The organism is Rhizobium sp. Pop5, assembly GCF_024721175.1.
Taxonomy (GTDB): domain Bacteria; phylum Pseudomonadota; class Alphaproteobacteria; order Rhizobiales; family Rhizobiaceae; genus Rhizobium.
Genome location: NZ_CP099399.1, coordinates 3,716,851 through 3,738,999, shown reverse-complemented (window position 1 = coordinate 3,738,999; position 22,149 = coordinate 3,716,851). Strand labels below are relative to the sequence as shown.

Sequence of the window (22,149 nt, the reverse complement as noted above, 5' to 3'; positions counted from 1 at the left end):
CATGCTTTTCGCCCTTCTCTGCAAGGACAAGCCTGAGCATCTGAATGTGCGCATGGAGACGCGGCCGACGCATCTCGATTATCTCAACGGGCTGAATGCCGAGGGCACGCTGAAGATTGCCGGGCCGTTTCTCGATGACGAGGGCAAGGCCTGCGGCAGCCTGATCGTCGTCGAAGCGGAATCGAAAGAGGCCGCGCGTGCGCTTGCCGATGCTGATCCCTATGCCAAGGCCGGATTGTTCGAAAGCGTCGAGGTAAAGGCCTTCAACTGGGTATTCAACAAGCCGGAGGCGTAAACATGGCGCATTGGCTCTATAAGTCCGAGCCCGCTTCCTGGTCGTGGGAGCAGCAGAAGGCCGCCGGCGAAAAGGGTACGGAATGGACCGGCGTGCGCAACTATCTGGCGCGCAACAACATGCGGGCGATGCAGATCGGCGACAAGGGCTTCTTCTACCACTCCAATGACGGGTTGGAGATCGTCGGTATCGTCGAGGTCTGCGCGCTGTCGCATCCCGATTCCACCGCCAAGGGCGACCCGAAGTGGGATTGCGTTGATATCCGCGCCGTCATGGATATTCCGAAGCCGGTGACGCTGAAGGACGTCAAGGCGAGCGAGAAGCTTGCCAAGATGTCGCTCGTCACCTCAATGCGGCTTTCGGTGCAGCCGGTGACGGAGGAAGAATGGGCTGAAGTCTGCCGCATGGGCGGGCTGGACAATCCGCCGCGTTGAAAACCGATCCCGAAGCCTTCATCCGCGCCAATGCCAGCCTGATGGCGCCGCCGCACGTGCCGGAGATTTCGCTGCATCTGGCAAGCGAGGCGCATGAGCTCTGGCTGAAGACGGAAGAGGAGCTGGAAGCGATTAGTCTGCCGCCGCCCTTCTGGGCTTTCGCCTGGGCGGGTGGGCAGGGGCTGGCGCGCTATATTCTCGATCATCCGGAAACGGTGCGCGGCAAACGCGTGCTGGATTTCGCCAGCGGTTCCGGCCTTGTCGGCATTGCAGCTGTCATGGCCGGTGCCCGCGAGGTGACGGCAGCCGATATCGATCCCTGGGCGGAAACGGCGATCCGGCTGAATGCCGGGATCAACAGCGTTTCGCTCGGATTTACCGGCGCCGATCTCATCGGACGGGATGTCGATACGGATATCGTGCTTGCCGGCGATGTCTTCTACGACCGCGCTTTCGCCGATGCGCTCGTTCCGTGGTTTGCGCGGCTTTCGGCGGAGGGCAAAACTATTCTCGTCGGCGATCCCGGGCGGAGCTACCTGCCTCGGGAACGGCTGGAATTCCGCGCGGTCTACCAGGTGCCGGTGACGCGGGCGCTGGAGGATAGCGAAATCAAGAAAACGACGGTCTGGCGCTTCGGCTTCTAGGGCCGGATGACGCAGACATTGGCTTCGTAAGTGCAAGGGTCGTCCTGGACGGCGACGTCGATGACCTTCGCCTTCGGCGCCATCGGCTCGGGCCGCGCTTCGGGATAGTAGCCGTAGCCATTGCCGCCGACATAGGTTCCGCCATCGACCTGATAGACGTAGGAGGAGCCGGAATAGGTTCCGCCGCCATCCCAACCCGAGGCCTGGGGTGCGAGGAAGACCAGATTGCTGTAGGCGACGCGATTTGTTGCCGGCGACGAAAACTGCGTCAGCATCGGCATCCTGTTCCTGCCTCGGTGACTGTAAATGTTGTCGAAGCGCAGGCCGCGGTTGCGCCAGCTCAAGCGCTCGCCGAGAAGCAACCCGTTGTGGAAACCGTGGCGATGGCCGGGAAAGCGATGATCATAGCCGCGCTCGCCTGCAGACGCGGGGAGCGCGGCAAGTGCTGCGAGAGCAAGCAGGGTGACTGCAGACAGACTGCGAAACATGGGATACCGGCCTTCGGAATTCCGATCGTTAACAAATCGTTAACGGCAGATTGCGCCAAAAGCGGCAGCTTGTCCATTCGCGCGGGACGATCGGCATAAATATTGAGCGCAAAAGGCCAGTTTGGTTGGCCCGCAAACTTCCCGGTAATCCGAATCGATTAAATTAAATGCAGACAGCGATTGTGCTTGTCGTCTGCCTTTCCGGTGAGTAAACGTCGCAATTGATGCAACGCACACAGAGAATTTTGTCATTCGTGTGGTTGACTGAGCATGCTCCGAAATCCGGGAGCGCAGAGAAGCCGCCGCGAGGTTCTGATGGCGAACGTGACAAATAATCGGCCCCTGTCGCCGCATTTGCAAATTTACAAACCTATTCCCACCATGGTCATGTCCATCGTCCACCGCATCACCGGCGGCGCGCTGTATGTGGGCACGCTGCTGGTCGCCTGGTGGCTGATCGCGGCGGCAAGCGGCCAGGGTTCCTATGATTGGGCCAACTGGGTGTTCGGCAGCCTTATCGGCAAGCTTGTGCTCCTCGGCTATACCTGGGCATTGCTGCACCATATGCTCGGCGGTTTCCGTCATCTGATGTGGGACCTTGGCCACGGCTTCGAGAAGGAATTTTCGACCAAGCTCGCCATCGCCAATATCGTCGGTTCGCTCTGTCTGACCGTTCTGGTCTGGGTGATCGGCTTCCTCATTCGCTTCTGAAGGTCGTCTCATGGATATGCGCACCCCCCTCGGCAAGGTTCGCGGGCTCGGCTCCGCCAAGGATGGCACGGATCATTTCTGGCGCCAGCGGCTGACGGCCGTCGCCAACATTCCGCTCATCCTCTTCTTCGTCATCTTCATGATCACCTATGCGGGCGCGCCCTATGCTGATGTGGTTCGCGCACTGTCGAACCCCTTCGTCGCCGTCGTCATGGGGCTGATGGTGATATCAGGCGTGATCCACATGAAGCTCGGCATGCAGGCCATCATCGAGGATTACGCGCACGGCGAGTTCGGCAAGATCGCCCTGCTGATGCTGAACACGTTCTTTGCGATCCTGATCGCCGGCCTCTGTCTCTTCGCCATTCTGAAAATCGCATTCGTAGGATAAGCTCGACATGGCACCGACCTCCCCCGCCCAGAATGGCAAGGCCTACAAATATGTCGATCATTCCTATGACGTGATCGTCGTCGGCGCCGGCGGCGCCGGACTGCGCGCCACGCTCGGCATGGCCGAGCAGGGTTTCCGCACGGCCTGCATCACCAAGGTTTTCCCGACCCGCTCGCATACGGTCGCAGCCCAGGGCGGCATTGCCGCTTCGCTGCAGAATATGACGCCCGACAGCTGGCAATGGCACCTCTACGACACCGTCAAGGGCTCGGACTGGCTCGGCGACGTCGACGCCATGCAATATCTCGCCATGGAAGCGCCGAAGGCCGTCTATGAGCTCGAGCATTACGGCGTGCCGTTCTCGCGCAACGAGGAAGGCAAGATCTACCAGCGACCGTTCGGCGGCCATATGCAGAATTATGGCGAAGGCCCGCCGGTGCAGCGTACCTGCGCCGTCGCCGACCGCACCGGCCACGCGATCCTGCACACGCTCTACGGCCAATCGCTTCGCAACAACGCCGAATTCTTCGTCGAATATTTCGCCCTCGACCTGATCATGTCGGAAGACGGCAGCCGCTGCACCGGCGTCGTCGCCTGGTGTCTTGATGACGGCTCGATCCATCGCTTCGCCGCCAAGATGGTGGTGCTGGCGACCGGCGGCTACGGCCGCGCCTATTTCTCCGCGACCTCGGCCCATACCTGCACCGGCGACGGCGGCGGCATGGTGGCGCGCGCCGGCCTGCCGTTGCAGGACATGGAGTTCGTGCAGTTCCACCCCACAGGCATCTACGGTTCGGGATGTCTGATCACCGAGGGCGCACGCGGCGAGGGCGGCTATCTCGTCAATGCCGAAGGCGAGCGCTTTATGGAGCGCTATGCGCCTTCGGCCAAGGACCTCGCCTCGCGCGATGTCGTCTCGCGCTGCATGACGCTTGAAATCCGCGAAGGCCGCGGCGTCGGCAAGAACAAGGATCACATCTTCCTGCATCTCGACCATCTCGACCCGGCCGTGCTGCACGAGCGGCTGCCGGGCATTTCCGAGAGCGCCAAGATCTTTGCCGGCGTCGACGTCACCCGCGAGCCGATCCCGGTCCTGCCGACCGTCCACTACAATATGGGCGGCATTCCCACCAACTATTGGGGCGAAGTGCTGAACGCCGACAGCGCCAATCCGGAACGGATCATCCCGGGCCTGATGGCGGTCGGTGAAGCCGGCTGCGCCTCGGTGCACGGTGCCAACCGTCTCGGCTCGAACTCGCTGATCGACCTTGTCGTCTTCGGCCGCGCCGCTGCGATCCGCGCAGGCGAAGTCATCGACCGCGCAGCGCCGGTTCCGGCGTTGAACGTTGCCGCCTGCGACAAGATCATGGATCGTTTCGACGGTCTGCGTCATGCCAGCGGGGGCACGCCGACGGCGGTACTGCGCGAAAAAATGCAGCGTGCCATGCAGGAAGACGCGGCCGTCTTCCGCACGCAGGAATCGCTGGAATCCGGTTGCCGGCGCATTTCGGCGATCTGGCAGGAAATGCGCGACATCAAGGTCACCGACCGTTCGATGGTCTGGAACTCGGACCTGGTCGAGACGCTGGAGCTACAGAACCTGATGGCCAATGCCATCACGACGATCTACGGTGCCGAGGCCCGCAAGGAAAGCCGCGGCTCGCATGCCCGCGAAGACTTCACCTCCGGCCCCTTCGGCGGCCGCGACGACGTCAACTGGCGCAAGCACACGCTTGCCTGGGTGAACGAGGCAGGCGACGTGAAACTGGAATACCGGCCTGTTCATACCGACTTGATTGCCGAAGGCATCGATCCGCACAAGATCGAGCCCAAAGCCCGCGTCTACTGATCTCAAGAGGAACCTGGCATGGTTGAACTCGCCCTCCCCAAGAATTCTCAGATGCGCGAAGGCAAGGTCTGGCCGAAGCCGGCGGGTGCCAAGAACACCCGTGAGTTCCGCGTCTACCGCTGGAGCCCTGACGATGGTCAGAACCCGTCGATCGACACTTTCTACATCGATGTCGATGATTGCGGCCCGATGGTGCTCGACGGCTTGCTCTACATCAAGAACAAGATCGATCCGACGCTGACGCTGCGCCGCTCCTGTCGCGAAGGTATCTGCGGCTCCTGCGCGATGAACATCGACGGCACGAACACGCTTGCCTGCACCAAGGGCCTCGACGATATCAAGGGTGCGGTGAAGATCTATCCGCTGCCGCATCTGCCTGTCGTCAAGGATCTAGTTCCCGATCTCACCAACTTCTATGCCCAGCATCGTTCGATCGAGCCGTGGCTGAAGACGGTGTCGCCGGCGCCGGCCAAGGAATGGAAGCAGAGCCACGAGGATCGCCAGAAGCTCGACGGTCTCTATGAATGCATTCTCTGCGCCTGCTGCTCGACTTCCTGTCCGAGCTACTGGTGGAACGGCGACCGCTACCTCGGCCCGGCCGTCTTGCTGCAGGCCTATCGCTGGCTGATCGATTCCAGAGACGAAGCGACCGGCGAACGCCTCGACAATCTCGAGGATCCGTTCCGCCTCTATCGCTGCCACACGATCATGAACTGCGCGCAGACCTGCCCGAAGGGCCTCAACCCTGCTAAGGCGATCGCAGAAATCAAGAAGATGATGGTCGAACGCCGGGTCTGATCCACCCGCAAGACGATGGCGGAATAGGCGGCTTCGATCCCGAAGCCGTCAAAGAAATCAGGCCGCGGCGCGCCTCGGTGCGCGAGCAGGGTATTCGCGTCGAGCCGCTGCTATCCCTCCTGCAAAGTCGTTCACATACTATTCCAAGACGACACGAGACTTTGACTGGGATCCTGACAGAGATGGACGCGCGCAACACCTTGCTGACAAATTCTATGTGCAGGAAGTTCTGCAACGAGACAGTTGAACTGTATCGTTTTTCGGTTAGTGGTTGTCGCGGGCAATTTATGTCGCCTGACTTGATTAACCAAAGCGAATTACGATAATCGGACTTGTCTCACGCCCGTTTCTTTGCGGCGATAGCCGAATTCAGGAGTATGATGATGCAGTTGCGATATGCGATGACCGGTCTGGTGGTGACTCTCGCGCTAGCCGGTTGTGATCGGACGGCATACAATTACAACTCCAGCCCAAATTCGGTGCCGACGCCGCTGACGGCGCAGCCGGTTCCCTCCGTGCAGGGCGGGCAACTTCCGCCGCCGACCGGCAGCTCGCAGTTTCCGGCCGCGCCGACAGCGACGGCGCCGGTATCGGGTGCGCAGCCGGGCGCAATGGCCGCCAATGCGCTCGACGTCACCAAGGAATCGATGGTCGGAAGCTGGCGCGTCAACGGCAGCTGCGACATGTTCCTGACGCTCACGAATCTCGGCAGCGGTTCGCGCGGAGGCACGCGCGGCTGCGTCGGTGAGCTGACGGCGATGGGCTCCTGGGAGGTTGCCGGCAAGCAGGTGCTGCTCAAGGACCGCTCGGGCAACCAGATCGGCAGCGTCTTTAAGACGGCCGACAACCGTTTCGAGGGACAGACCAGCACCGGCCAGCAGATCAGCCTCAGCCGGTAAACCAGCCGGCGCGGTAAACGATCCCAGGCGGATATGCCCTCATGCAGCCAATGCCAGATTATGCGCTCAGCGTCTGCGAACAGCTCAAGTCGCTGACGATCTCAGGTGCGCTGCAGGTCGATTCCGCCCAGATGGATGTGGCGAAAAGTCTGGACCGGGTGCTTGCCGGGCTGAAGCAGCAACGGCCGGCGGCAAAATCGAGCGCGCTCGGCTGGCTGTTCGCTTCGAAGAAGAAGGCCGTGGGCGGCGTCAAGGGACTTTATATCCACGGCAGCGTCGGGCGCGGCAAGACCATGCTGATGGACATGTTCTTCTCGATGGCGCCATGCAGGAAGAAGCGGCGGGCGCATTTCCACGAATTCATGGCCGATGTGCACAACCGCATCGCGGCGCACAGGTTGAAGCTCAAGAACGGCGAGACCAAGCAGGCCGATCCGATGCCGCCGGTTGCCGCAGCGCTTTACGAGGAAGCGGAGCTGCTTTGCTTCGACGAGTTCACGGTCACCGACATTGCCGATGCGATGATCCTGTCGCGGCTGTTCTCCGAACTCTTCGCGCGGGGGTGCGTGCTGGTGGCGACCTCGAACGTCGAGCCGGACAATCTCTATAGGGACGGTCTCAATCGCGGCCTTTTCCTGCCCTTCGTCGCTCTGCTCAAGCAGCATGTCGATATCGTCACGCTGGATTCCCCCACCGACTACCGGATGGAGAAACTGAACAGCCAGCCGGTCTACCTGGTGCCGATCAGCGAACATAACGACATGGCGATGGAAGCCTCCTGGACGCAGGCACTGCACGGACGCAAAGCGCAGCCGCTTGAGATTCCGATGAAGGGGCGCTCGATTCATGTGCCGCTCGCCGCCGACCGCATGGCGCGGTTTTCTTTCGCCGATCTTTGCGACAAGCCGCTCGGGGCGACCGATTTTCTCGCGATCGCCAAACGCTTCGATACGGTCTTCCTTGATCACGTTCCTTTGCTCGGGCCGGAAAAACGGAACCAGATCAAGCGGTTCATCATTCTGGTCGATACGCTCTACGATCACGCCGTACGGCTTTATGTTTCCGCAGCGGCGATGCCGGAGGAATTGCTTGTCAATCGCCGGGGCACTGAGGGCTTCGAATTCGACCGCACCGCCTCGCGCTTATTTGAAATGCGCACCGCGGAATATCTTGCGCTGCACCATGAGAAGCATGCCGCCGAGTAACAATCTGATGACATAATATCTTACGTTTACGTAAGAATTTTAGTATCTAAACGATTGAAAACGCTGCATCAAAATTAATGGATTGCCATTTTTAGGCTTTGGGTCTATGCGATTGCGTCATTGGGCGGTGCCTTGGCGTCGTTCGACGAATTTGATCGCAAAGGAAACGGCGAAATGGCGCGTAACAAGATCGCACTCATTGGTTCTGGCATGATTGGTGGCACGCTGGCGCATCTCGCCGGCCTGAAGGAGCTGGGCGACATCGTCCTCTTCGACATCGCGGACGGCATTCCGCAGGGCAAGGGCCTCGACATCGCACAGTCCTCCCCGGTCGAAGGCTTCGACGCCAACCTGACCGGCGCCAGCGACTATTCCGCGATTGAAGGCGCCGACGTCTGCATCGTCACTGCCGGCGTTCCGCGCAAGCCGGGCATGAGCCGCGACGACCTCCTCGGCATCAATCTCAAGGTCATGGAACAGGTCGGCGCCGGCATCAAGAAATATGCCCCGAATGCGTTCGTCATCTGCATCACCAACCCGCTTGATGCCATGGTCTGGGCGCTGCAGAAGTTCTCCGGCCTTCCGGCCAACAAAGTCGTCGGCATGGCCGGCGTTCTCGACTCCTCGCGCTTCCGTCTCTTCCTTGCCAAGGAATTCAACGTCTCCGTCCAGGACGTGACCGCTTTCGTTCTCGGCGGCCACGGCGATACGATGGTGCCGCTTGCCCGCTACTCGACCGTCGGCGGCATTCCACTGACCGATCTCGTCACGATGGGCTGGGTCACCAAGGAGCGCCTCGAAGAGATCATCCAGCGCACCCGTGATGGCGGCGCCGAAATCGTCGGTCTGCTGAAGACCGGTTCGGCCTATTACGCTCCGGCTGCCTCGGCCATCGAAATGGCTGAAGCCTATCTCAAGGACAAGAAGCGCGTTCTGCCCTGCGCTGCCCACCTCACCGGCCAGTACGGCGTCAAGGACATGTATGTCGGCGTTCCCACCGTCATCGGCGCCGGCGGCGTCGAGCGCATCATCGAGATCGACCTCAACAAGACCGAGAAGGAAGCCTTCGACAAGTCCGTTGGCGCCGTTGCCGGTCTCTGCGAAGCCTGCATCAACATCGCGCCCGCTCTCAAGTAATCCGGTGCGCTGACGTTATCGAAATAGGGATAAACCCATGAACATTCATGAATATCAGGCCAAGGCTCTGCTGAAGGGCTATGGCGCGCCGGTCGCGCAGGGTGTGGCTATCCTCAAGGTCGAGGAAGCCGAGGCTGCCGCCAAGTCGCTTCCCGGCCCGCTTTACGTGGTCAAGAGCCAGATCCACGCCGGCGGCCGCGGCAAGGGCAAGTTCAAGGAACTCGGCCCCGATGCCAAGGGTGGCGTTCGCCTCGCCAAGTCGATCGACGAAGTGGTCGCCCATGCCAAGGAAATGCTTGGGCATACGCTGGTGACCGCGCAGACCGGCGAAGCCGGCAAGCAGGTCAACCGCCTTTATATCGAAGACGGCGCCGACATTGCCCGCGAACTTTATTGCTCGCTCCTGGTCGACCGCTCGGTCGGCAAGGTGGCCTTCGTCGTTTCGACTGAAGGTGGCATGGATATCGAAGCCGTCGCCCACGACACGCCTGAGAAGATCCACACGATCGCCATCGATCCGGAAGCCGGCGTCACGGCAGCCGACGTTGCCGCGATCTCCAAGGCTCTTCAGCTCGACGGCGCTGCCGCCGAAGATGCGAAGTCGCTTTTTCCGGCGCTCTACAAGGCCTTCAACGAGAAGGACATGGCGCTCCTCGAGGTCAATCCGCTGATCGTCATGAAGGATGGCCATCTCCGCGTCCTCGATGCCAAGATGTCCTTCGATGGCAACGCACTCTTCCGTCACGACGACGTCAGAGCGCTCCGCGACGAAACCGAAGAAGACGCCAAGGAAATCGAGGCTTCCAAGTGGGACCTCGCTTACGTCGCGCTCGACGGCAATATCGGCTGCATGGTCAACGGCGCAGGCCTTGCCATGGCGACGATGGACATCATCAAGCTCTACGGCAAAGAGCCGGCTAACTTCTGCGACGTCGGCGGTGGCGCCGGTAAGGAGAAGGTTGCTGCGGCCTTCAAGATCATCACCGCGGACCCCAAGGTCGAAGGCATTCTCGTCAACATCTTCGGCGGCATCATGAAGTGCGATGTCATCGCCGAGGGCGTCATTGCTGCGGTCAAGGAAGTCGGCCTCAAGGTTCCGCTCGTCGTGCGCCTCGAAGGCACCAATGTCGAGCTCGGCAAGAAGATCCTGAACGAGTCGGGCCTTGCGATCACGGCGGCCGATGATCTGGACGACGCGGCCAAGAAGATCGTCGCGGCGATCAACGGCTGAGGACGGTCATGGCTTTCCAGTCCACGCCATCGGCTGCTCATCTCCGCCTCAACGCCTTTGCCGGCGTCTGGGAAGGGGAGGAAGATGTTGCGGCATCGGCGTGGACCAGGGAAGGCAAGGCCAGCGCCGAGCTTTCGGGCGAGACGCTGTTCGGTGGATTTTTCCTCGAGCAGTGCTACCGCCAGATACGCGACGGCGAAGTCTCGTTCGAAGCCCGCAATGTTTTCGGCTTCGATGGTTCGGACCAGGCCTACAAGCTCTACCAGTTCGATACTGCGGGTTTTGCGCCGCCTTCGCCGGCTTCCGGCCAGTGGAACGGCAATGAACTCGTATTGATGAAGACCTCACCGCGCGGCAGACAGCGCACCGTATTCGCATTCGAAAATGAAGACTGCTACCGGATGGGCGTCAGCTTTTCGCCTGCAGGCAGCGATACTTGGCAGGAGGTCGTCAGCGGCACCTATCGTCGCGCGTCCCTCACGTCTTCCAACCTCTCCTAAACAAAGGCCTCGCATGTCCATTCTCGTCAACAAAGACACCAAGGTTCTCGTTCAGGGCCTGACCGGCAAGACCGGCACCTTCCACACCGAACAGGCGCTCGCTTATTACGGCACCCAGATGGTTGGCGGTATCCACCCGAAGAAGGGCGGTGAAACCTGGACCGGCGCGAAGGGCGAAAGCCTGCCGATCTTCGCAACCGTTGCCGAAGGCAAGGAAAAGACGGGCGCCGACGCAACCGTCATCTACGTTCCGCCGGCCGGTGCCGCCGATGCGATCATCGAAGCGATCGACGCCGAGATCCCGTTCATCACCTGCATCACCGAAGGCATCCCGGTCATGGACATGGTACGCGTCAAGGCTCGCCTCGACCGCTCCAAGTCGCGCCTGCTTGGGCCGAACTGCCCAGGCATCCTGACGCCTGAAGAATGCAAGATCGGCATCATGCCGGGCTCGATCTTCCGCAAGGGTTCGGTCGGCATCGTTTCCCGTTCGGGCACGCTGACCTACGAAGCCGTCTTCCAGACTTCCAACGAGGGCCTCGGCCAGACGACGGCCGTCGGCATCGGCGGCGACCCGGTCAAGGGCACCGAGTTCATCGACGTGCTCGAGATGTTCCTCGCCGACGAAGCCACGACTTCGATCATCATGATCGGCGAAATCGGCGGCTCGGCTGAAGAAGACGCGGCCCAGTTCCTGAAGGACGAAGCCAAGAAGGGCCGCAAGAAGCCGATGGCAGGCTTCATTGCCGGCCGCACGGCGCCGAAGGGCCGCACCATGGGCCATGCCGGTGCCGTGGTTTCAGGCGGCAAGGGCGATGCGGAATCGAAGATCGCGGCAATGGAATCGGCAGGCATCAAGGTGTCGCCGTCGCCGGCCCGCCTCGGCAAGACGCTGGTTGAAGTCCTCAAGGGCTGAAGCCACCCATAGACCGGGCGGAGGAACGGCATCTGCGCCTTCCGCCCGGCTCGCACACGAGACCAGCAGATGCGCCGCGGACAGGCGGCGATCGGAATGCGGCAGCCGGCGATCGATCCGGCAAAATCATCAAAGTCAGGAGGCGGACGGAAGCGTTCGCATATCACCATGGCACGGCAAGAAGCCAACGAGCAGTTTCAGATCACCTCGTTTCTGGATGGCGCCAACGCGGCCTATATCGAGCAGCTATATGCGCGCTACGAAGAGGATCCGGCGTCGGTGGACGATCAGTGGCGCACCTTCTTCAAGGCGCTGGAAGAGGATCCTGCCGATGTGAAGAAGGCGGCCAAGGGTGCTTCCTGGCGCAAGAAGAACTGGCCGCTGCAGGCAAGCGGTGATCTGGTGTCGGCTCTCGACGGCGACTGGGGCATCGTCGAGAAGGTCATCGAGACCAAGGTGAAGGCGAAGACCGCCGCTGAGGGCAAGCCCGCCGACAGCACCGACGTGCTGCAGGCGACGCGCGATTCCGTGCGCGCCATCATGATGATCCGCGCCTACCGCATGCGCGGCCACCTGCATGCCAAGCTCGATCCGCTCGGCATTGCCGCGGCCGTTGACGACTATCGCGAGCTGTCGCCGGAAAATTACGGCTTCACGGCCGCCGACTACGACCGCAAGATCTTCATCGACAACGTGCTCGGCCTGGAATACGCGACCATCCGCGAGATGATCGAGATTCTCGAGCGCACCTACTGCTCGACACTCGGCGTCGAATTCATGCATATCTCCAATCCTGAGGAGAAGGCATGGATTCAGGAACGCATCGAAGGTCCGGACAAGGGCGTGGCTTTCTCGGCCGAAGGCAAGAAGGCGATCCTTGCCAAGCTCGTCGAAGCCGAAGGTTACGAGCAGTTCCTCGACGTCAAGTTCAAGGGCACCAAGCGCTTCGGCCTCGACGGCGGTGAATCGCTGATCCCGGCTCTGGAGCAGATCCTGAAGCGCGGCGGCCATCTCGGCCTCAAGGAAGCCGTGTTCGGCATGGCCCATCGCGGCCGTCTGAACGTGCTTTCCCAGGTTATGGGCAAGCCGCACCGCGCCATCTTCCACGAATTCAAGGGCGGCTCTTACGCGCCTGACGAAGTCGAAGGTTCCGGCGATGTCAAATACCATCTCGGCGCCTCCTCCGACCGTGAGTTCGACGGCAACAAGGTGCACGTCTCGCTGACCGCGAACCCCTCGCATCTCGAAATCGTCGACCCCGTCGTCATGGGCAAGGCTCGCGCCAAGCAGGATATGAGCGCCACCGTCTGGGACGGCGACATCATTCCGCTTTCCGAACGCGCAAAGGTTCTGCCGCTCCTGATCCACGGCGACGCGGCTTTTGCCGGCCAGGGCGTCATTGCTGAAATCCTGGGTCTTTCCGGTCTGCGCGGCCACCGCGTCGCCGGTACGATGCACGTTATCATCAACAACCAGATTGGCTTCACCACGAACCCGGCCTTCTCGCGCTCGTCGCCCTACCCGTCCGACGTCGCCAAGATGATCGAAGCACCGATCCTGCACGTCAATGGCGACGATCCGGAAGCGGTCGTTTACGGCGCCAAGATCGCCACCGAATTCCGCATGAAGTTCCACAAGCCTGTGGTGCTCGACATGTTCTGCTACCGCCGCTACGGCCACAATGAAGGCGACGAACCGTCCTTCACGCAGCCGAAGATGTACAAGGTGATCCGCAGCCACAAGACGGTCCTGCAGCTCTATGCGGAACGTCTGGTCCGCGAAGGCCTGCTCACCGACGGCGAAGTCGAGAAGATGAAGGCCGACTGGCGCGCGCATCTCGAGCAGGAGTTCGAGGCCGGCCAGCACTACAAGCCTAATAAGGCCGACTGGCTTGACGGTGAATGGTCAGGCCTGCGCACGGCCGATAATGCCGACGAGCAGCGCCGCGGCAAGACCGCCATGCCGATGAAGACGCTGAAGGAGATCGGCCGGAAGCTCTCGGAGATCCCGGCTGGCTTCAATGCGCATCGCACGATCCAGCGCTTCATGGAAAACCGCGCTAACATGATAGCCACCGGCGAGGGCATCGACTGGGCGATGGGCGAAGCGCTTGCTTTCGGTTCGCTGGTCGTCGACGGCCATAAGATCCGCCTCTCCGGTCAGGATTGCGAACGCGGCACCTTCTCGCAGCGCCATTCGGTCCTCTACGATCAGGAGACCGAAGAGCGCTATATTCCGCTCGCCAATCTCGCGCCGACGCAGGCACGCTACGAAGTCATCAACTCGATGCTTTCGGAAGAGGCCGTTCTCGGTTTCGAATATGGCTATTCGCTTGCCCGGCCGAACGCGCTGACGCTTTGGGAAGCGCAGTTCGGCGACTTCGCCAACGGCGCGCAGGTGGTCTTCGACCAGTTCATCTCGTCGGGCGAACGCAAGTGGCTGCGCATGTCGGGCCTCGTCTGCCTGCTGCCACACGGCTATGAGGGCCAGGGTCCGGAACACTCTTCGGCTCGCCTGGAACGCTTCCTGCAGCTCTGTGCGGAAGATAACATGCAGGTCGCCAACGTCACGACGCCGGCTAACTACTTCCACATCCTGCGCCGGCAGCTGAAGCGCGACTTCCGCAAGCCGCTGATCCTGATGACGCCGAAGTCGCTGCTGCGCCACAAGCGGGCAGTGTCCACGCTTGCCGAACTGGCCGGCGAATCCGCCTTCCATCGCCTGCTCTGGGACGATGCGGAAGTGATCAAGGACGGTCCGATCAAGCTGCAGAAGGACAACAAGATCCGCCGTGTCGTCATGTGCTCCGGTAAGGTCTATTACGATCTTCTCGAAGAGCGTGAAAAGCGCGGCATCGACGACATCTATCTCCTGCGCGTCGAGCAGCTCTATCCGTTCCCGGCAAAGGCGCTCATTAACGAGCTGTCGCGCTTCCGCAATGCCGAGATGGTCTGGTGCCAGGAAGAGCCGAAGAACATGGGCGCCTGGTCGTTCATCGACCCGTTCCTTGAATGGGTGCTTGCCCATATCGATGCGAAATATCAGCGCGTCCGTTACACCGGCCGTCCTGCCGCCGCCTCGCCGGCCACCGGCCTGATGTCCAAGCATCTGTCGCAGCTTTCGGCATTCCTCGAGGATGCCCTGGGCGGTTAAACAAAGGAGGGCGCAATGGCTTATTTCTTCTTGAGACTGCTGCCGCCGCGCCCGACTTTCCCGCATGACGGGACCGGGGAGGAAATGGCGGCGATGAAACGCCATGCTGAATATTGGCACCGGCATGCCCTTGCGGGATCGGCAATCGTCGTCGGTCCCGTCTTCGAGGGTGAGGGCGCCTTCGGCATGGCGGTCGTCGAAGTCGAGGATCAAATGGCAGCACAAGCTCTTGTTGATGCCGACCCGATCATCACTTCCGGTTTCGGTTTCCGTTTCGATATTTTGCCGATGCCCTCGATCATTTTGCGGCCGCCCGCCGTCTGAAACGCATAAACGAACACACACGAAATCAGGATTTGAACAATGGCCACAGAAATCCGCGTTCCAACTCTCGGTGAATCCGTCAGCGAGGCAACCGTCGGCACCTGGTTCAAGAAGGTCGGCGACGCCATCAAGGCTGACGAGCCGATTCTGGAGCTTGAAACCGACAAGGTGACCATCGAAGTTCCCGCACCGACCTCCGGCACGCTTTCGGAAATCGTCGCCGCGGCCGGCGAGACCGTTGGTCTCGGTGCACTGCTCGGCCAGATCGCCGAAGGTGCTGGCGCCAGCGCAGCGCCTGCCGCTGCTGCTCCGGCCGCCGCCCCTGCTGCTCCGGCGCCTGCCGCTGCTGCGGCGTCGGCGAGCGCTTCCGTTTCCAGCATGCCGGCAGCACCGGCGGCTGCGAAGATGCTGGCTGAAAACAATCTTTCCGCCGACCAGGTCGACGGCAGCGGCAAGCGCGGCCAGGTGCTGAAGGGCGATGTCATCGCCGCCGTCGCCAAGGGCATTTCCGCTCCGGCCGCCGCACCCGCTGCAGCGCCCGTGGCTGCACGCGGCCCGTCGACGGTCGAGGACGCCTCGCGCGAAGAGCGCGTGAAGATGACGCGCCTGCGCCAGACAATCGCCAAGCGCCTGAAGGACGCGCAGAACACCGCTGCCATGCTGACCACCTATAACGAGGTGGACATGAAAGCGGTCATGGACCTGCGCAACAAGTACAAGGACGTCTTCGAGAAGAAGCATGGCGTCAAGCTCGGCTTCATGGGCTTCTTCACCAAGGCGGTGACGCATGCGCTGAAGGAGCTTCCGGCCGTCAATGCCGAGATCGACGGCACCGATATCATCTACAAGAACTACTGCCATATTGGCGTCGCCGTCGGCACCGACAAAGGTCTCGTGGTTCCGATCGTGCGCGATGCCGACCAGATGTCGATCGCCGAGATCGAAAAGGAAATCGGCCGCCTCGGCAAGGCAGCCCGTGACGGCCAGCTTTCGATGGCCGACATGCAGGGCGGCACCTTCACCATCTCGAATGGTGGCGTCTACGGTTCGCTCATGTCTTCGCCGATCCTCAACGCGCCGCAGTCCGGCATCCTCGGCATGCACAAGATCCAGGAGCGGCCGGTCGCTATCGGCGGCCAGGTGGTCATCCGCCCGATGATGTATCTGGCGCTTTCCTACGATCACCGCATCGTCGACGGCAAGGAAGCGGTTACCTTCCTCGTGCGCGTCAAGGAGAGCCTCGAAGATCCGGAACGCCTGGTTCTCGATCTCTAAGGAGCGCTTCGATGCGGAACGGGATCTTGCGAGCGGCGCGCCTCCTTCTTTGCGCTGCCGCCGCGCATGCTCCGGTCTCCGCATCGGTCGCTGGCTGGGATGTCGGCAAGGCCGGCAGCAATTTCGAGTTGGTGGCGCTCAGTGACGCCGAACTCTCAGGACGGTCGATCGGCGTAATCCATATGGGCAACGTCGAGCTGACTTCGGGTCGCATCGTTGCGGCTGATCCGCTCGCCCAGCCGGATCGGCCCGCGCTCACAAGGACGGTCGCGCCGGGCGAATATCCGGTCACGCTCTATCAGGCCTCCGGGCGCGTCGCCGCCGCCAGCATGCGCTTTGCCGAGGGCAAGCCGGATCACTGGGAGCTCGCCGTCGTTCCCGGGCAGGATCCGGCGACGCTGAAGGAGGGCGAGATCTTCGGTTATCCCGTCGATGCCGGCCTTGGCTGCTACATGGATGCCGACACGCTCGCGCTGATCGGCGAGCGTGAAGCGCAGGTCCAGGCGCAAAAACCTGACGCCGACATCAATTATTACGACGACGTGCTGGCTTCGGAACTCGATGCTACCAAGGGCCATTATGCGCTTCACCGGCCGGTCGCCGGCAAGAAGGGCAATGTCGCTGTCTTCTGGAGCGGCTGGGGTGACGGGTTCTATCCGGTCTTCTGGGGACTCGACAAGGACGGCCGGCCGCTGGTGTTGCTGACGGATTTCGGCGTGATCGGGAACGCCGACGGGCGGAGAAAGCCGACGGGACAATGAGCGCACGGATCGGCATCATGACGAGACGAAAAGGCGTGGCTGCAATCGCGGCCGCCGCGTTTTTCGCCGTGCCTGCCGCCACATCCGGCGCCGAGTGCAAGCAGGAACGAGCCGTCTACGTCGACCGCGACGGCGCTTATGAATTGCGCTTTGCACCGTTGAATTCTCCCTCGGCCGCCGCCAGCAACCAGTTCAAGATCAGCGCGCTCAAGACATCCGTCATCATGGAAGGCTATGTCATGCCATCGGAAGATCCGGTGCGCGCGATCGGCATTCTGATGTTCAATTGCCCGGAAGGCGACGCGACCGGCGCCGATCTCGACGCCTGCACGGTCTGGCAGGGCGCCGTCTTCGGCATGGATGCAAAGGGTGAGATCGATAATCTGCAGCCGGAAGGCGCGGAGGCGGCCGAAAAGCTCGTGCTTCCTGGCCTCGGCCCCGCCATCCGCGAATCGAGCGCCTGGGGCGAGGGCAAGGCTTCCGTGGCGCCCTGGGATGTGTTGACCTTCAAGGAGTGCGCGACATGAGTGATGCACCTGTTGTTCTCGTGACCGGCGGAAGCCGGGGCATTGGCGCCGCCGTCGCGCGGCTTGCCGCGCGTCAGGGCTGGCGCGTCGCGGTCAACTACGCTTCCAGCCGCGAGGCGGCAGAGGCCGTCGTCGCGGCGATCACCGAGGCCGGCGGTGAAGCGGTTGCGATCGAGGGCGACGTCGGCAAGGCCGCCGATATCGCCTCGATGTTTGGCGCCGTCGATCGTCATTTCGGCCGGCTGGACGGGCTCGTCAACAATGCCGGGGTCGTCGACTATCCGCAGCGGGTCGACGAGATGTCGGCGGAGCGGATCGAACGAATGCTGCGCATCAATGTGACCGGCTCAATCCTTTGTGCGGGAGAAGCCGTGCGACGCATGTCGAGCCGACATGGCGGACGGGGCGGCGCGATCGTCAATGTCTCTTCGATGGCGGCGGTTCTGGGTTCAGCGACGCAGTACGTCGACTATGCCGCCTCGAAGGCGGCTATCGATACGTTCACGATCGGGCTTGCGCGCGAGGTTGCTGCCGAGGGCATCCGCGTGAATGCCATCCGGCCCGGCATCATCGAAACCGAGCTGCATGCCTCAGGCGGGTTGCCGGACCGGGCGCGCGAGATGGCGTCATCGATCCCGATGCAGCGCGCGGGAACGGCCGAGGAGGTGGCGGACGCGATCCTCTATCTTCTGTCTTCTTCCGCCTCCTATGTCACGGGAACAATCCTCAACGTGAGCGGCGGCCGCTAGAGCGACAGGACGAAACACTGCATGCCATATATATTCGAATTTCTCGGCCTGATGGCCGTCTTCTCGATCTTCATCGTCGCGCCGGGCGCCGATTTCGCTGTCATTCTGCGCCAGAGTATCGTTCATGGGCGCCGTGCCGCCATCATGACCGGGCTCGGCATGGGCATCTCGCTGCTCTTCCATGTCAGCTACACGATCCTCGGTCTCGGCCTCATCGTGTCGCAATCGCTGATGCTGTTTGCGACGGTCAAATGGGCAGGTGTGGCCTATCTCATCTATCTCGGCATCAAGTCCTTCCGCGAGCCGGGCTTCAAGGTGCGGGAGATCGAGGTGACAGCCGAGGACCGCAAGCCGGTCTCGATGCTGAAATGCCTCGGCATGGGCTTCATCACCAATGCGCTGAACCCGAAGCCGGTGCTGTTCTTCCTGTCCTTGTTTTCGACGCTGGTGCATCACGATACGCCTGCGCTGATCCAGTTCTCCTACGGCATCGGCATGGCGACGGCGCTCGTCGCCTGGTTTGCCGGCGTCTCCTATTTCTTCACGGTCAAGGCGATCCGTGACCGCTTCATCGCCAGCGGCAAATGGTTCAACCGCATCACCGGAGCGGCACTTGTCGGCTTCGGCTTCCGCCTCGCGCTGGCGCGCGCGGCTGACTAAACGATAATCCAAAGGGAAAAAAGCAATGTCTTACGATGTGATCATTATCGGAACCGGCCCGGGCGGCTATGTCTGCGCCGTCAAAGCGGCCCAGCTCGGCCTCAAGGTTGCCGTCGTCGAAAAGCGCGCGACCTATGGCGGCACCTGCCTGAACGTCGGCTGCATTCCGTCGAAGGCACTGCTGCATGCTTCCGAAATGTTCCATCAGGCCGGTCACGGACTGGGCGCGCTCGGCATCGACGTGCCGGCGCCGACGCTCAACCTCGGTAACATGATGGCGCACAAGGATGCGACGGTGAAGTCGAATGTCGACGGCGTCGCCTTCCTCTTCAAGAAGAACAAGATCGATGCCATCAAGGGCACCGGCAGGATCGTCTCGGCCGGCAAGGTTTCCGTCACTGCCGAGGACGGCACGGTGCAGGAGATCGAGGGCAAGAATATCGTCATCGCCACCGGCTCCGACGTTGCCGGCATTCCCGGCGTGCAGGTCGAGATTGATGAGAAAACCATCATTTCCTCCACCGGCGGCATTGCTCTGGAGAAGGTGCCGGAGACGCTGATCGTCGTCGGCGGCGGCGTCATCGGCCTCGAACTCGGCTCGGTCTGGTCGCGCCTTGGCGCCAAGGTCACTGTCGTCGAATATCTCGACACCATTCTCGGCGGCATGGACGGCGAAGTCTCCAAGCAGTTCCAGCGCATGCTCGCCAAACAGGGCATCGATTTCAACCTTAGCGCCAAGGTCACCGGCGTCGAAAAGGGCGGCAGGGGCGCCAAGGTCACGTTCGAACCGGTCAAGGGCGGCGATAAGATGACGCTCGAAGCCGAGGTCGTGCTGATCGCCACCGGTCGCAAACCCTATACCGCCGGCCTCGGCCTCGAAGAAGCAGGTGTGGCGCTCGACAATCGCGGCCGCGTCGAGATCGACGGCCACTTCAAGACCAGTGTCGCCGGCATCTATGCGATCGGCGACGTGGTGAAGGGTCCGATGCTGGCGCACAAGGCGGAAGACGAGGGTGTGGCGCTTGCCGAAATCCTCGCAGGCCAGCACGGCCACGTCAATTACGAGGTCATTCCGAGCGTCGTCTATACGCAGCCGGAAATCGCCTCCGTCGGCAAGACCGAGGAAGAGCTGAAGGCGGCAGGCATCGCCTACAAGGCCGGCAAGTTCCCGTTCACGGCGAATGGCCGCGCCCGCGCGATGTTGGCGACCGACGGTTTCGTCAAGATTCTCGCCGACAAGGAAACCGACCGCGTGCTCGGCGGCCATATCGTTGGCTTCGGCGCCGGCGAGATGATCCACGAGATCGCCGTGCTGATGGAATTCGGTGGGTCGTCGGAGGATCTCGGCCGGACCTGCCACGCCCATCCGACGATGTCGGAAGCGGTCAAGGAGGCCGCGCTCGCAACCTTCTTCAAGCCGATCCATATGTAAGCTTACATCTTCGTAATGAAGCGCGCAGCCGCTTGCCGAGAGGTGAGCGGCTGTTTTAGTTGTCTGGTATCGCAGAGTTTGGGGGTATCCCACGGAGATCGGGAATGCAGCAGCCGTCCAACATGACTTACAGTGTCAGCCAGCGTTTCCTTCACTGGACGGTGGCGCTGCTGATCTTCTTCAATCTGCTGTTTCCCGACGGAATGAATATTTGGCACCGGCTCATTCGCAGGGGGGAGGTGCCGACGCCCGAGCAGATTTCGTCGGCGAATATCCATGCTTATGTCGGCATCGCCATCCTGGTCTTCGCCGTCCTCAGGCTCTGTCTGCGCTTCATCAACGGCGTTCCGCCCGAGGTCTCGGAGGAGCCAGCGATCTTCCGTCTTGCAGCCAAGCTTGCCCATGCAGGGCTTTATATCCTGATCTTCGCGATGCCTCTTACCGGCGTCGCCGCATATTACTTCGGCATCCATTCTGCCGGGTCGGTTCACGCAGACGTCCTGAAGGTCATTCTCTGGGCGCTGATCGCGGCCCATGTCGCCGGCGCTCTCCTCCATCACTTCTATTGGAAAAGCAACGTGCTGCGCCGCATGACGCTCGGCTGACCGCGGGTCGGCTCAGTTGACCGCGGTGACGGTAAAGCCCTGCTTGCGCAGCAGTTCGATGACGCCCTGCTCGCCGGGCAGGTGCAGAGCGCCTACGGCCATGAAGACGTTGCCGCTCTCAAGAATGGGTGCCGCACGCTCGGCCATCACCTTGTTGCGGTCGAGGATGACGCGCTGTTCGAAGGCGGCGTAGTCGCTGCTTTCGTCCTTCTCCTGCGGCGTCACGGTCTTCAGCATCGGCATGGTCATGCCGATATCGCCGGAGAGATAGAGATCGGTCATCGTTTCCACGACGTCGCTCATCTTGTCGCCGAGTTCCAGCGTCTCGATCAGCGATTTTACATGGAATTCCACCGGCAGGTCGGCCATGGCCTGGATCTGCTCGGCAAGCGTCTCCAGCCCCTTGACCTCCTTGCCTTCGGCAAGGGCGTCGGTGGCGATCTTCTGGTCGAGGAACTGCACGCCTTTGGCCTTGCGGGCGAGTTCGCATGCCGGCAGGGCGACGGCGCTTGATATCATCCAGGGCCGCATGCGGGAGACAGCGGCGAGCGGGATGCCGCGCTGCTTGAGGCCGGCTTCGAGGCGCTTGTAATCCTCGGGCGAGAGCAGCTTGTCGATCGTCGTGCCGTCGGTGAACATCGTCAGCTCCGGTCTTGCGAGCAGCGCTGCCGTCGCTTTGCGTTCGTCGAGGATCTCGTCGGATTCGATGATGATCGTGTTGGCGGCGTCATGGGCGGCCTGGGCGCGCGGCGGCAGGGCCAGCACGCGCGGGTCGGTGACATGCATGCTGCCGAGCAGCCACGACGGCTGAATTCCCGGCTTCTCGATCTTCCAGAAGATGCCCTTGCCGTTCGGCGTCGCGTCGGCTTCCTTCAGCGCCTCGGCGTAGCGGGCGGGGTCGTTCTGCTGCAGCTCGACCATTAGGTTACGGCCGGTGCAGGTCTCGTCGGCAGCCGTTGCCGGCCGTGCGGCCAGGAGCGCGACAAGCAGAGCTGCCAGTAACAGCATGTGAAAGGCCGCGATCAACCCGAGCAGCAGATTGCCCGGCGCTGCAAGCTGAAACGTTCGGCGGCCGATAGATGTCGTCATGATGGTATTCCCCACATGCCCTTGCGTGTCATGCTCTACGCGCGGCTTGCGCATATTCCTTTAAGAGAATGGGTTA

The 22,149-nt window shown here is 61.7% G+C and carries 24 protein-coding genes; 22 read left to right on the top strand and 2 right to left on the bottom strand.

The genetic code is table 11. The annotated features are described in order from the left end of the window. Position 1 precedes the first annotated feature (1 nt). Genes NE852_RS20560 through NE852_RS20550 form a run of 3 tightly spaced genes read left to right on the top strand, consistent with a single transcriptional unit; the run spans position 2 to position 1,373 of the window. Complete coding sequence (locus tag NE852_RS20560) at positions 2-295, top strand: YciI-like protein (protein WP_008528043.1); 294 nt, start codon at positions 2-4, stop codon at positions 293-295. Positions 296-297: 2 nt separating this feature from the next. After that, entirely contained in the window at positions 298-729 is a 432-nt protein-coding gene (locus NE852_RS20555) for an EVE domain-containing protein (protein WP_008528042.1), read from the top strand. Beyond that, entirely contained in the window at positions 726-1,373 is a 648-nt protein-coding gene (locus NE852_RS20550; protein ID WP_008528041.1) for a methyltransferase, read from the top strand. The genes NE852_RS20555 and NE852_RS20550 overlap by 4 nt, the downstream gene beginning before the upstream one ends. Here the strand turns inward: NE852_RS20550 and NE852_RS20545 are convergent. Further along, positions 1,370-1,861 carry a hypothetical protein gene (locus NE852_RS20545; RefSeq protein WP_008528040.1) on the bottom strand — a complete coding sequence of 164 codons (492 nt, stop codon included), beginning with the start codon at positions 1,859-1,861 and terminating at the stop codon, positions 1,370-1,372. The two genes, NE852_RS20550 and NE852_RS20545, sit on opposite strands and share 4 nt — an antisense overlap. 315 nt (positions 1,862-2,176) lie before the next feature. On the opposite strand from NE852_RS20545, the gene sdhC reads away from it, so the two are divergent. From sdhC to NE852_RS20450, 19 genes are all read left to right on the top strand, one after another. Then, positions 2,177-2,572, top strand: a complete 396-nt coding sequence (gene sdhC / locus NE852_RS20540; RefSeq protein ID WP_008528039.1) for a succinate dehydrogenase, cytochrome b556 subunit — start codon at positions 2,177-2,179, stop codon at positions 2,570-2,572. 10 nt (positions 2,573-2,582) lie between these two features. Beyond that, a complete protein-coding gene (gene sdhD, locus NE852_RS20535; protein ID WP_008528038.1) occupies positions 2,583-2,963 on the top strand; it encodes a succinate dehydrogenase, hydrophobic membrane anchor protein in 381 nt (126 codons plus the stop codon). A gap of 7 nt (positions 2,964-2,970) precedes the next feature. Beyond that, positions 2,971-4,812, top strand: coding sequence for a succinate dehydrogenase flavoprotein subunit (gene sdhA / locus NE852_RS20530; protein WP_008528036.1), 1,842 nt, complete (start codon positions 2,971-2,973; stop codon positions 4,810-4,812). Between the two features lie 18 nt (positions 4,813-4,830). Next, positions 4,831-5,610 carry a succinate dehydrogenase iron-sulfur subunit gene (locus tag NE852_RS20525; protein WP_003567268.1) on the top strand — a complete coding sequence of 260 codons (780 nt, stop codon included), beginning with the start codon at positions 4,831-4,833 and terminating at the stop codon, positions 5,608-5,610. Positions 5,611-5,993: 383 nt separating this feature from the next. Further along, positions 5,994-6,509, top strand: a complete 516-nt coding sequence (locus tag NE852_RS20520) for a protease inhibitor Inh/omp19 family protein (RefSeq protein ID WP_008528034.1) — start codon at positions 5,994-5,996, stop codon at positions 6,507-6,509. 41 nt (positions 6,510-6,550) lie between these two features. Further along, complete coding sequence (gene zapE / locus NE852_RS20515) at positions 6,551-7,714, top strand: cell division protein ZapE (RefSeq protein ID WP_008528032.1); 1,164 nt, start codon at positions 6,551-6,553, stop codon at positions 7,712-7,714. A gap of 174 nt (positions 7,715-7,888) precedes the next feature. Then, complete coding sequence (mdh, locus tag NE852_RS20510; RefSeq protein WP_008528030.1) at positions 7,889-8,851, top strand: malate dehydrogenase; 963 nt, start codon at positions 7,889-7,891, stop codon at positions 8,849-8,851. A gap of 37 nt (positions 8,852-8,888) precedes the next feature. Further along, positions 8,889-10,082: an ADP-forming succinate--CoA ligase subunit beta gene (gene sucC, locus NE852_RS20505; RefSeq protein WP_008528028.1), complete on the top strand. Its 1,194-nt coding sequence runs from the start codon at positions 8,889-8,891 to the stop codon at positions 10,080-10,082. A gap of 8 nt (positions 10,083-10,090) precedes the next feature. Further along, the gene (locus tag NE852_RS20500) at positions 10,091-10,582 is read left to right on the top strand and encodes a DUF1579 family protein (protein WP_008528024.1); all 492 of its coding nucleotides are present in this window, start codon (positions 10,091-10,093) and stop codon (positions 10,580-10,582) included. Between the two features lie 13 nt (positions 10,583-10,595). Beyond that, entirely contained in the window at positions 10,596-11,498 is a 903-nt protein-coding gene (gene sucD / locus NE852_RS20495) for a succinate--CoA ligase subunit alpha (RefSeq protein WP_008528022.1), read from the top strand. Positions 11,499-11,666: 168 nt separating this feature from the next. Next, complete coding sequence (locus tag NE852_RS20490; RefSeq protein ID WP_008528021.1) at positions 11,667-14,651, top strand: 2-oxoglutarate dehydrogenase E1 component; 2,985 nt, start codon at positions 11,667-11,669, stop codon at positions 14,649-14,651. A gap of 15 nt (positions 14,652-14,666) precedes the next feature. Then, entirely contained in the window at positions 14,667-14,975 is a 309-nt protein-coding gene (locus tag NE852_RS20485) for a YciI family protein (RefSeq protein ID WP_008528019.1), read from the top strand. 39 nt (positions 14,976-15,014) lie between these two features. After that, positions 15,015-16,250, top strand: a complete 1,236-nt coding sequence (gene odhB, locus NE852_RS20480) for a 2-oxoglutarate dehydrogenase complex dihydrolipoyllysine-residue succinyltransferase (protein ID WP_008528017.1) — start codon at positions 15,015-15,017, stop codon at positions 16,248-16,250. A gap of 11 nt (positions 16,251-16,261) precedes the next feature. Next, the gene (locus NE852_RS20475; protein ID WP_008528015.1) at positions 16,262-17,011 is read left to right on the top strand and encodes a DUF4241 domain-containing protein; all 750 of its coding nucleotides are present in this window, start codon (positions 16,262-16,264) and stop codon (positions 17,009-17,011) included. Further along, positions 17,008-17,538, top strand: a complete 531-nt coding sequence (locus NE852_RS20470; protein WP_008528014.1) for a hypothetical protein — start codon at positions 17,008-17,010, stop codon at positions 17,536-17,538. Before NE852_RS20475 ends, NE852_RS20470 begins: the two co-directional genes overlap by 4 nt. Continuing rightward, positions 17,535-18,287 carry an SDR family oxidoreductase gene (locus NE852_RS20465; RefSeq protein WP_008528012.1) on the top strand — a complete coding sequence of 251 codons (753 nt, stop codon included), beginning with the start codon at positions 17,535-17,537 and terminating at the stop codon, positions 18,285-18,287. Before NE852_RS20470 ends, NE852_RS20465 begins: the two co-directional genes overlap by 4 nt. A gap of 21 nt (positions 18,288-18,308) precedes the next feature. Beyond that, positions 18,309-18,947, top strand: coding sequence for a LysE family translocator (locus NE852_RS20460; RefSeq protein ID WP_008528011.1), 639 nt, complete (start codon positions 18,309-18,311; stop codon positions 18,945-18,947). A 25-nt stretch (positions 18,948-18,972) separates the two neighbouring features. Beyond that, the gene (lpdA, locus tag NE852_RS20455) at positions 18,973-20,379 is read left to right on the top strand and encodes a dihydrolipoyl dehydrogenase (RefSeq protein WP_008528010.1); all 1,407 of its coding nucleotides are present in this window, start codon (positions 18,973-18,975) and stop codon (positions 20,377-20,379) included. 104 nt (positions 20,380-20,483) lie between these two features. Then, the gene (locus NE852_RS20450; RefSeq protein WP_008528009.1) at positions 20,484-20,984 is read left to right on the top strand and encodes a cytochrome b; all 501 of its coding nucleotides are present in this window, start codon (positions 20,484-20,486) and stop codon (positions 20,982-20,984) included. Between the two features lie 12 nt (positions 20,985-20,996). On the opposite strand, the gene NE852_RS20445 is transcribed toward NE852_RS20450, so the two are convergent. Next, a complete protein-coding gene (locus tag NE852_RS20445; RefSeq protein ID WP_008528008.1) occupies positions 20,997-22,073 on the bottom strand; it encodes a TraB/GumN family protein in 1,077 nt (358 codons plus the stop codon). Between the last annotated feature and the right edge of the window lie 76 nt (positions 22,074-22,149).

Coding starts and splice junctions, on each gene's coding strand:
- NE852_RS20470 (WP_008528014.1), top strand. CDS start 17,008: ATGAGCGCACGGATCGGCATCATGACGAGACGAAAAGGCGTGGCTGCA.
- NE852_RS20450 (WP_008528009.1), top strand. CDS start 20,484: ATGCAGCAGCCGTCCAACATGACTTACAGTGTCAGCCAGCGTTTCCTT.
- NE852_RS20525 (WP_003567268.1), top strand. CDS start 4,831: ATGGTTGAACTCGCCCTCCCCAAGAATTCTCAGATGCGCGAAGGCAAG.
- NE852_RS20545 (WP_008528040.1), bottom strand. CDS start 1,861: ATGTTTCGCAGTCTGTCTGCAGTCACCCTGCTTGCTCTCGCAGCACTT.
- sucC (WP_008528028.1), top strand. CDS start 8,889: ATGAACATTCATGAATATCAGGCCAAGGCTCTGCTGAAGGGCTATGGC.
- NE852_RS20465 (WP_008528012.1), top strand. CDS start 17,535: ATGAGTGATGCACCTGTTGTTCTCGTGACCGGCGGAAGCCGGGGCATT.
- zapE (WP_008528032.1), top strand. CDS start 6,551: ATGCAGCCAATGCCAGATTATGCGCTCAGCGTCTGCGAACAGCTCAAG.
- lpdA (WP_008528010.1), top strand. CDS start 18,973: ATGTCTTACGATGTGATCATTATCGGAACCGGCCCGGGCGGCTATGTC.
- sdhC (WP_008528039.1), top strand. CDS start 2,177: ATGGCGAACGTGACAAATAATCGGCCCCTGTCGCCGCATTTGCAAATT.
- sucD (WP_008528022.1), top strand. CDS start 10,596: ATGTCCATTCTCGTCAACAAAGACACCAAGGTTCTCGTTCAGGGCCTG.
- NE852_RS20445 (WP_008528008.1), bottom strand. CDS start 22,073: ATGACGACATCTATCGGCCGCCGAACGTTTCAGCTTGCAGCGCCGGGC.
- NE852_RS20490 (WP_008528021.1), top strand. CDS start 11,667: ATGGCACGGCAAGAAGCCAACGAGCAGTTTCAGATCACCTCGTTTCTG.
- sdhA (WP_008528036.1), top strand. CDS start 2,971: ATGGCACCGACCTCCCCCGCCCAGAATGGCAAGGCCTACAAATATGTC.
- NE852_RS20520 (WP_008528034.1), top strand. CDS start 5,994: ATGCAGTTGCGATATGCGATGACCGGTCTGGTGGTGACTCTCGCGCTA.
- odhB (WP_008528017.1), top strand. CDS start 15,015: ATGGCCACAGAAATCCGCGTTCCAACTCTCGGTGAATCCGTCAGCGAG.
- NE852_RS20460 (WP_008528011.1), top strand. CDS start 18,309: ATGCCATATATATTCGAATTTCTCGGCCTGATGGCCGTCTTCTCGATC.
- NE852_RS20475 (WP_008528015.1), top strand. CDS start 16,262: ATGCGGAACGGGATCTTGCGAGCGGCGCGCCTCCTTCTTTGCGCTGCC.
- mdh (WP_008528030.1), top strand. CDS start 7,889: ATGGCGCGTAACAAGATCGCACTCATTGGTTCTGGCATGATTGGTGGC.
- NE852_RS20560 (WP_008528043.1), top strand. CDS start 2: ATGCTTTTCGCCCTTCTCTGCAAGGACAAGCCTGAGCATCTGAATGTG.
- NE852_RS20500 (WP_008528024.1), top strand. CDS start 10,091: ATGGCTTTCCAGTCCACGCCATCGGCTGCTCATCTCCGCCTCAACGCC.
- sdhD (WP_008528038.1), top strand. CDS start 2,583: ATGGATATGCGCACCCCCCTCGGCAAGGTTCGCGGGCTCGGCTCCGCC.
- NE852_RS20555 (WP_008528042.1), top strand. CDS start 298: ATGGCGCATTGGCTCTATAAGTCCGAGCCCGCTTCCTGGTCGTGGGAG.
- NE852_RS20485 (WP_008528019.1), top strand. CDS start 14,667: ATGGCTTATTTCTTCTTGAGACTGCTGCCGCCGCGCCCGACTTTCCCG.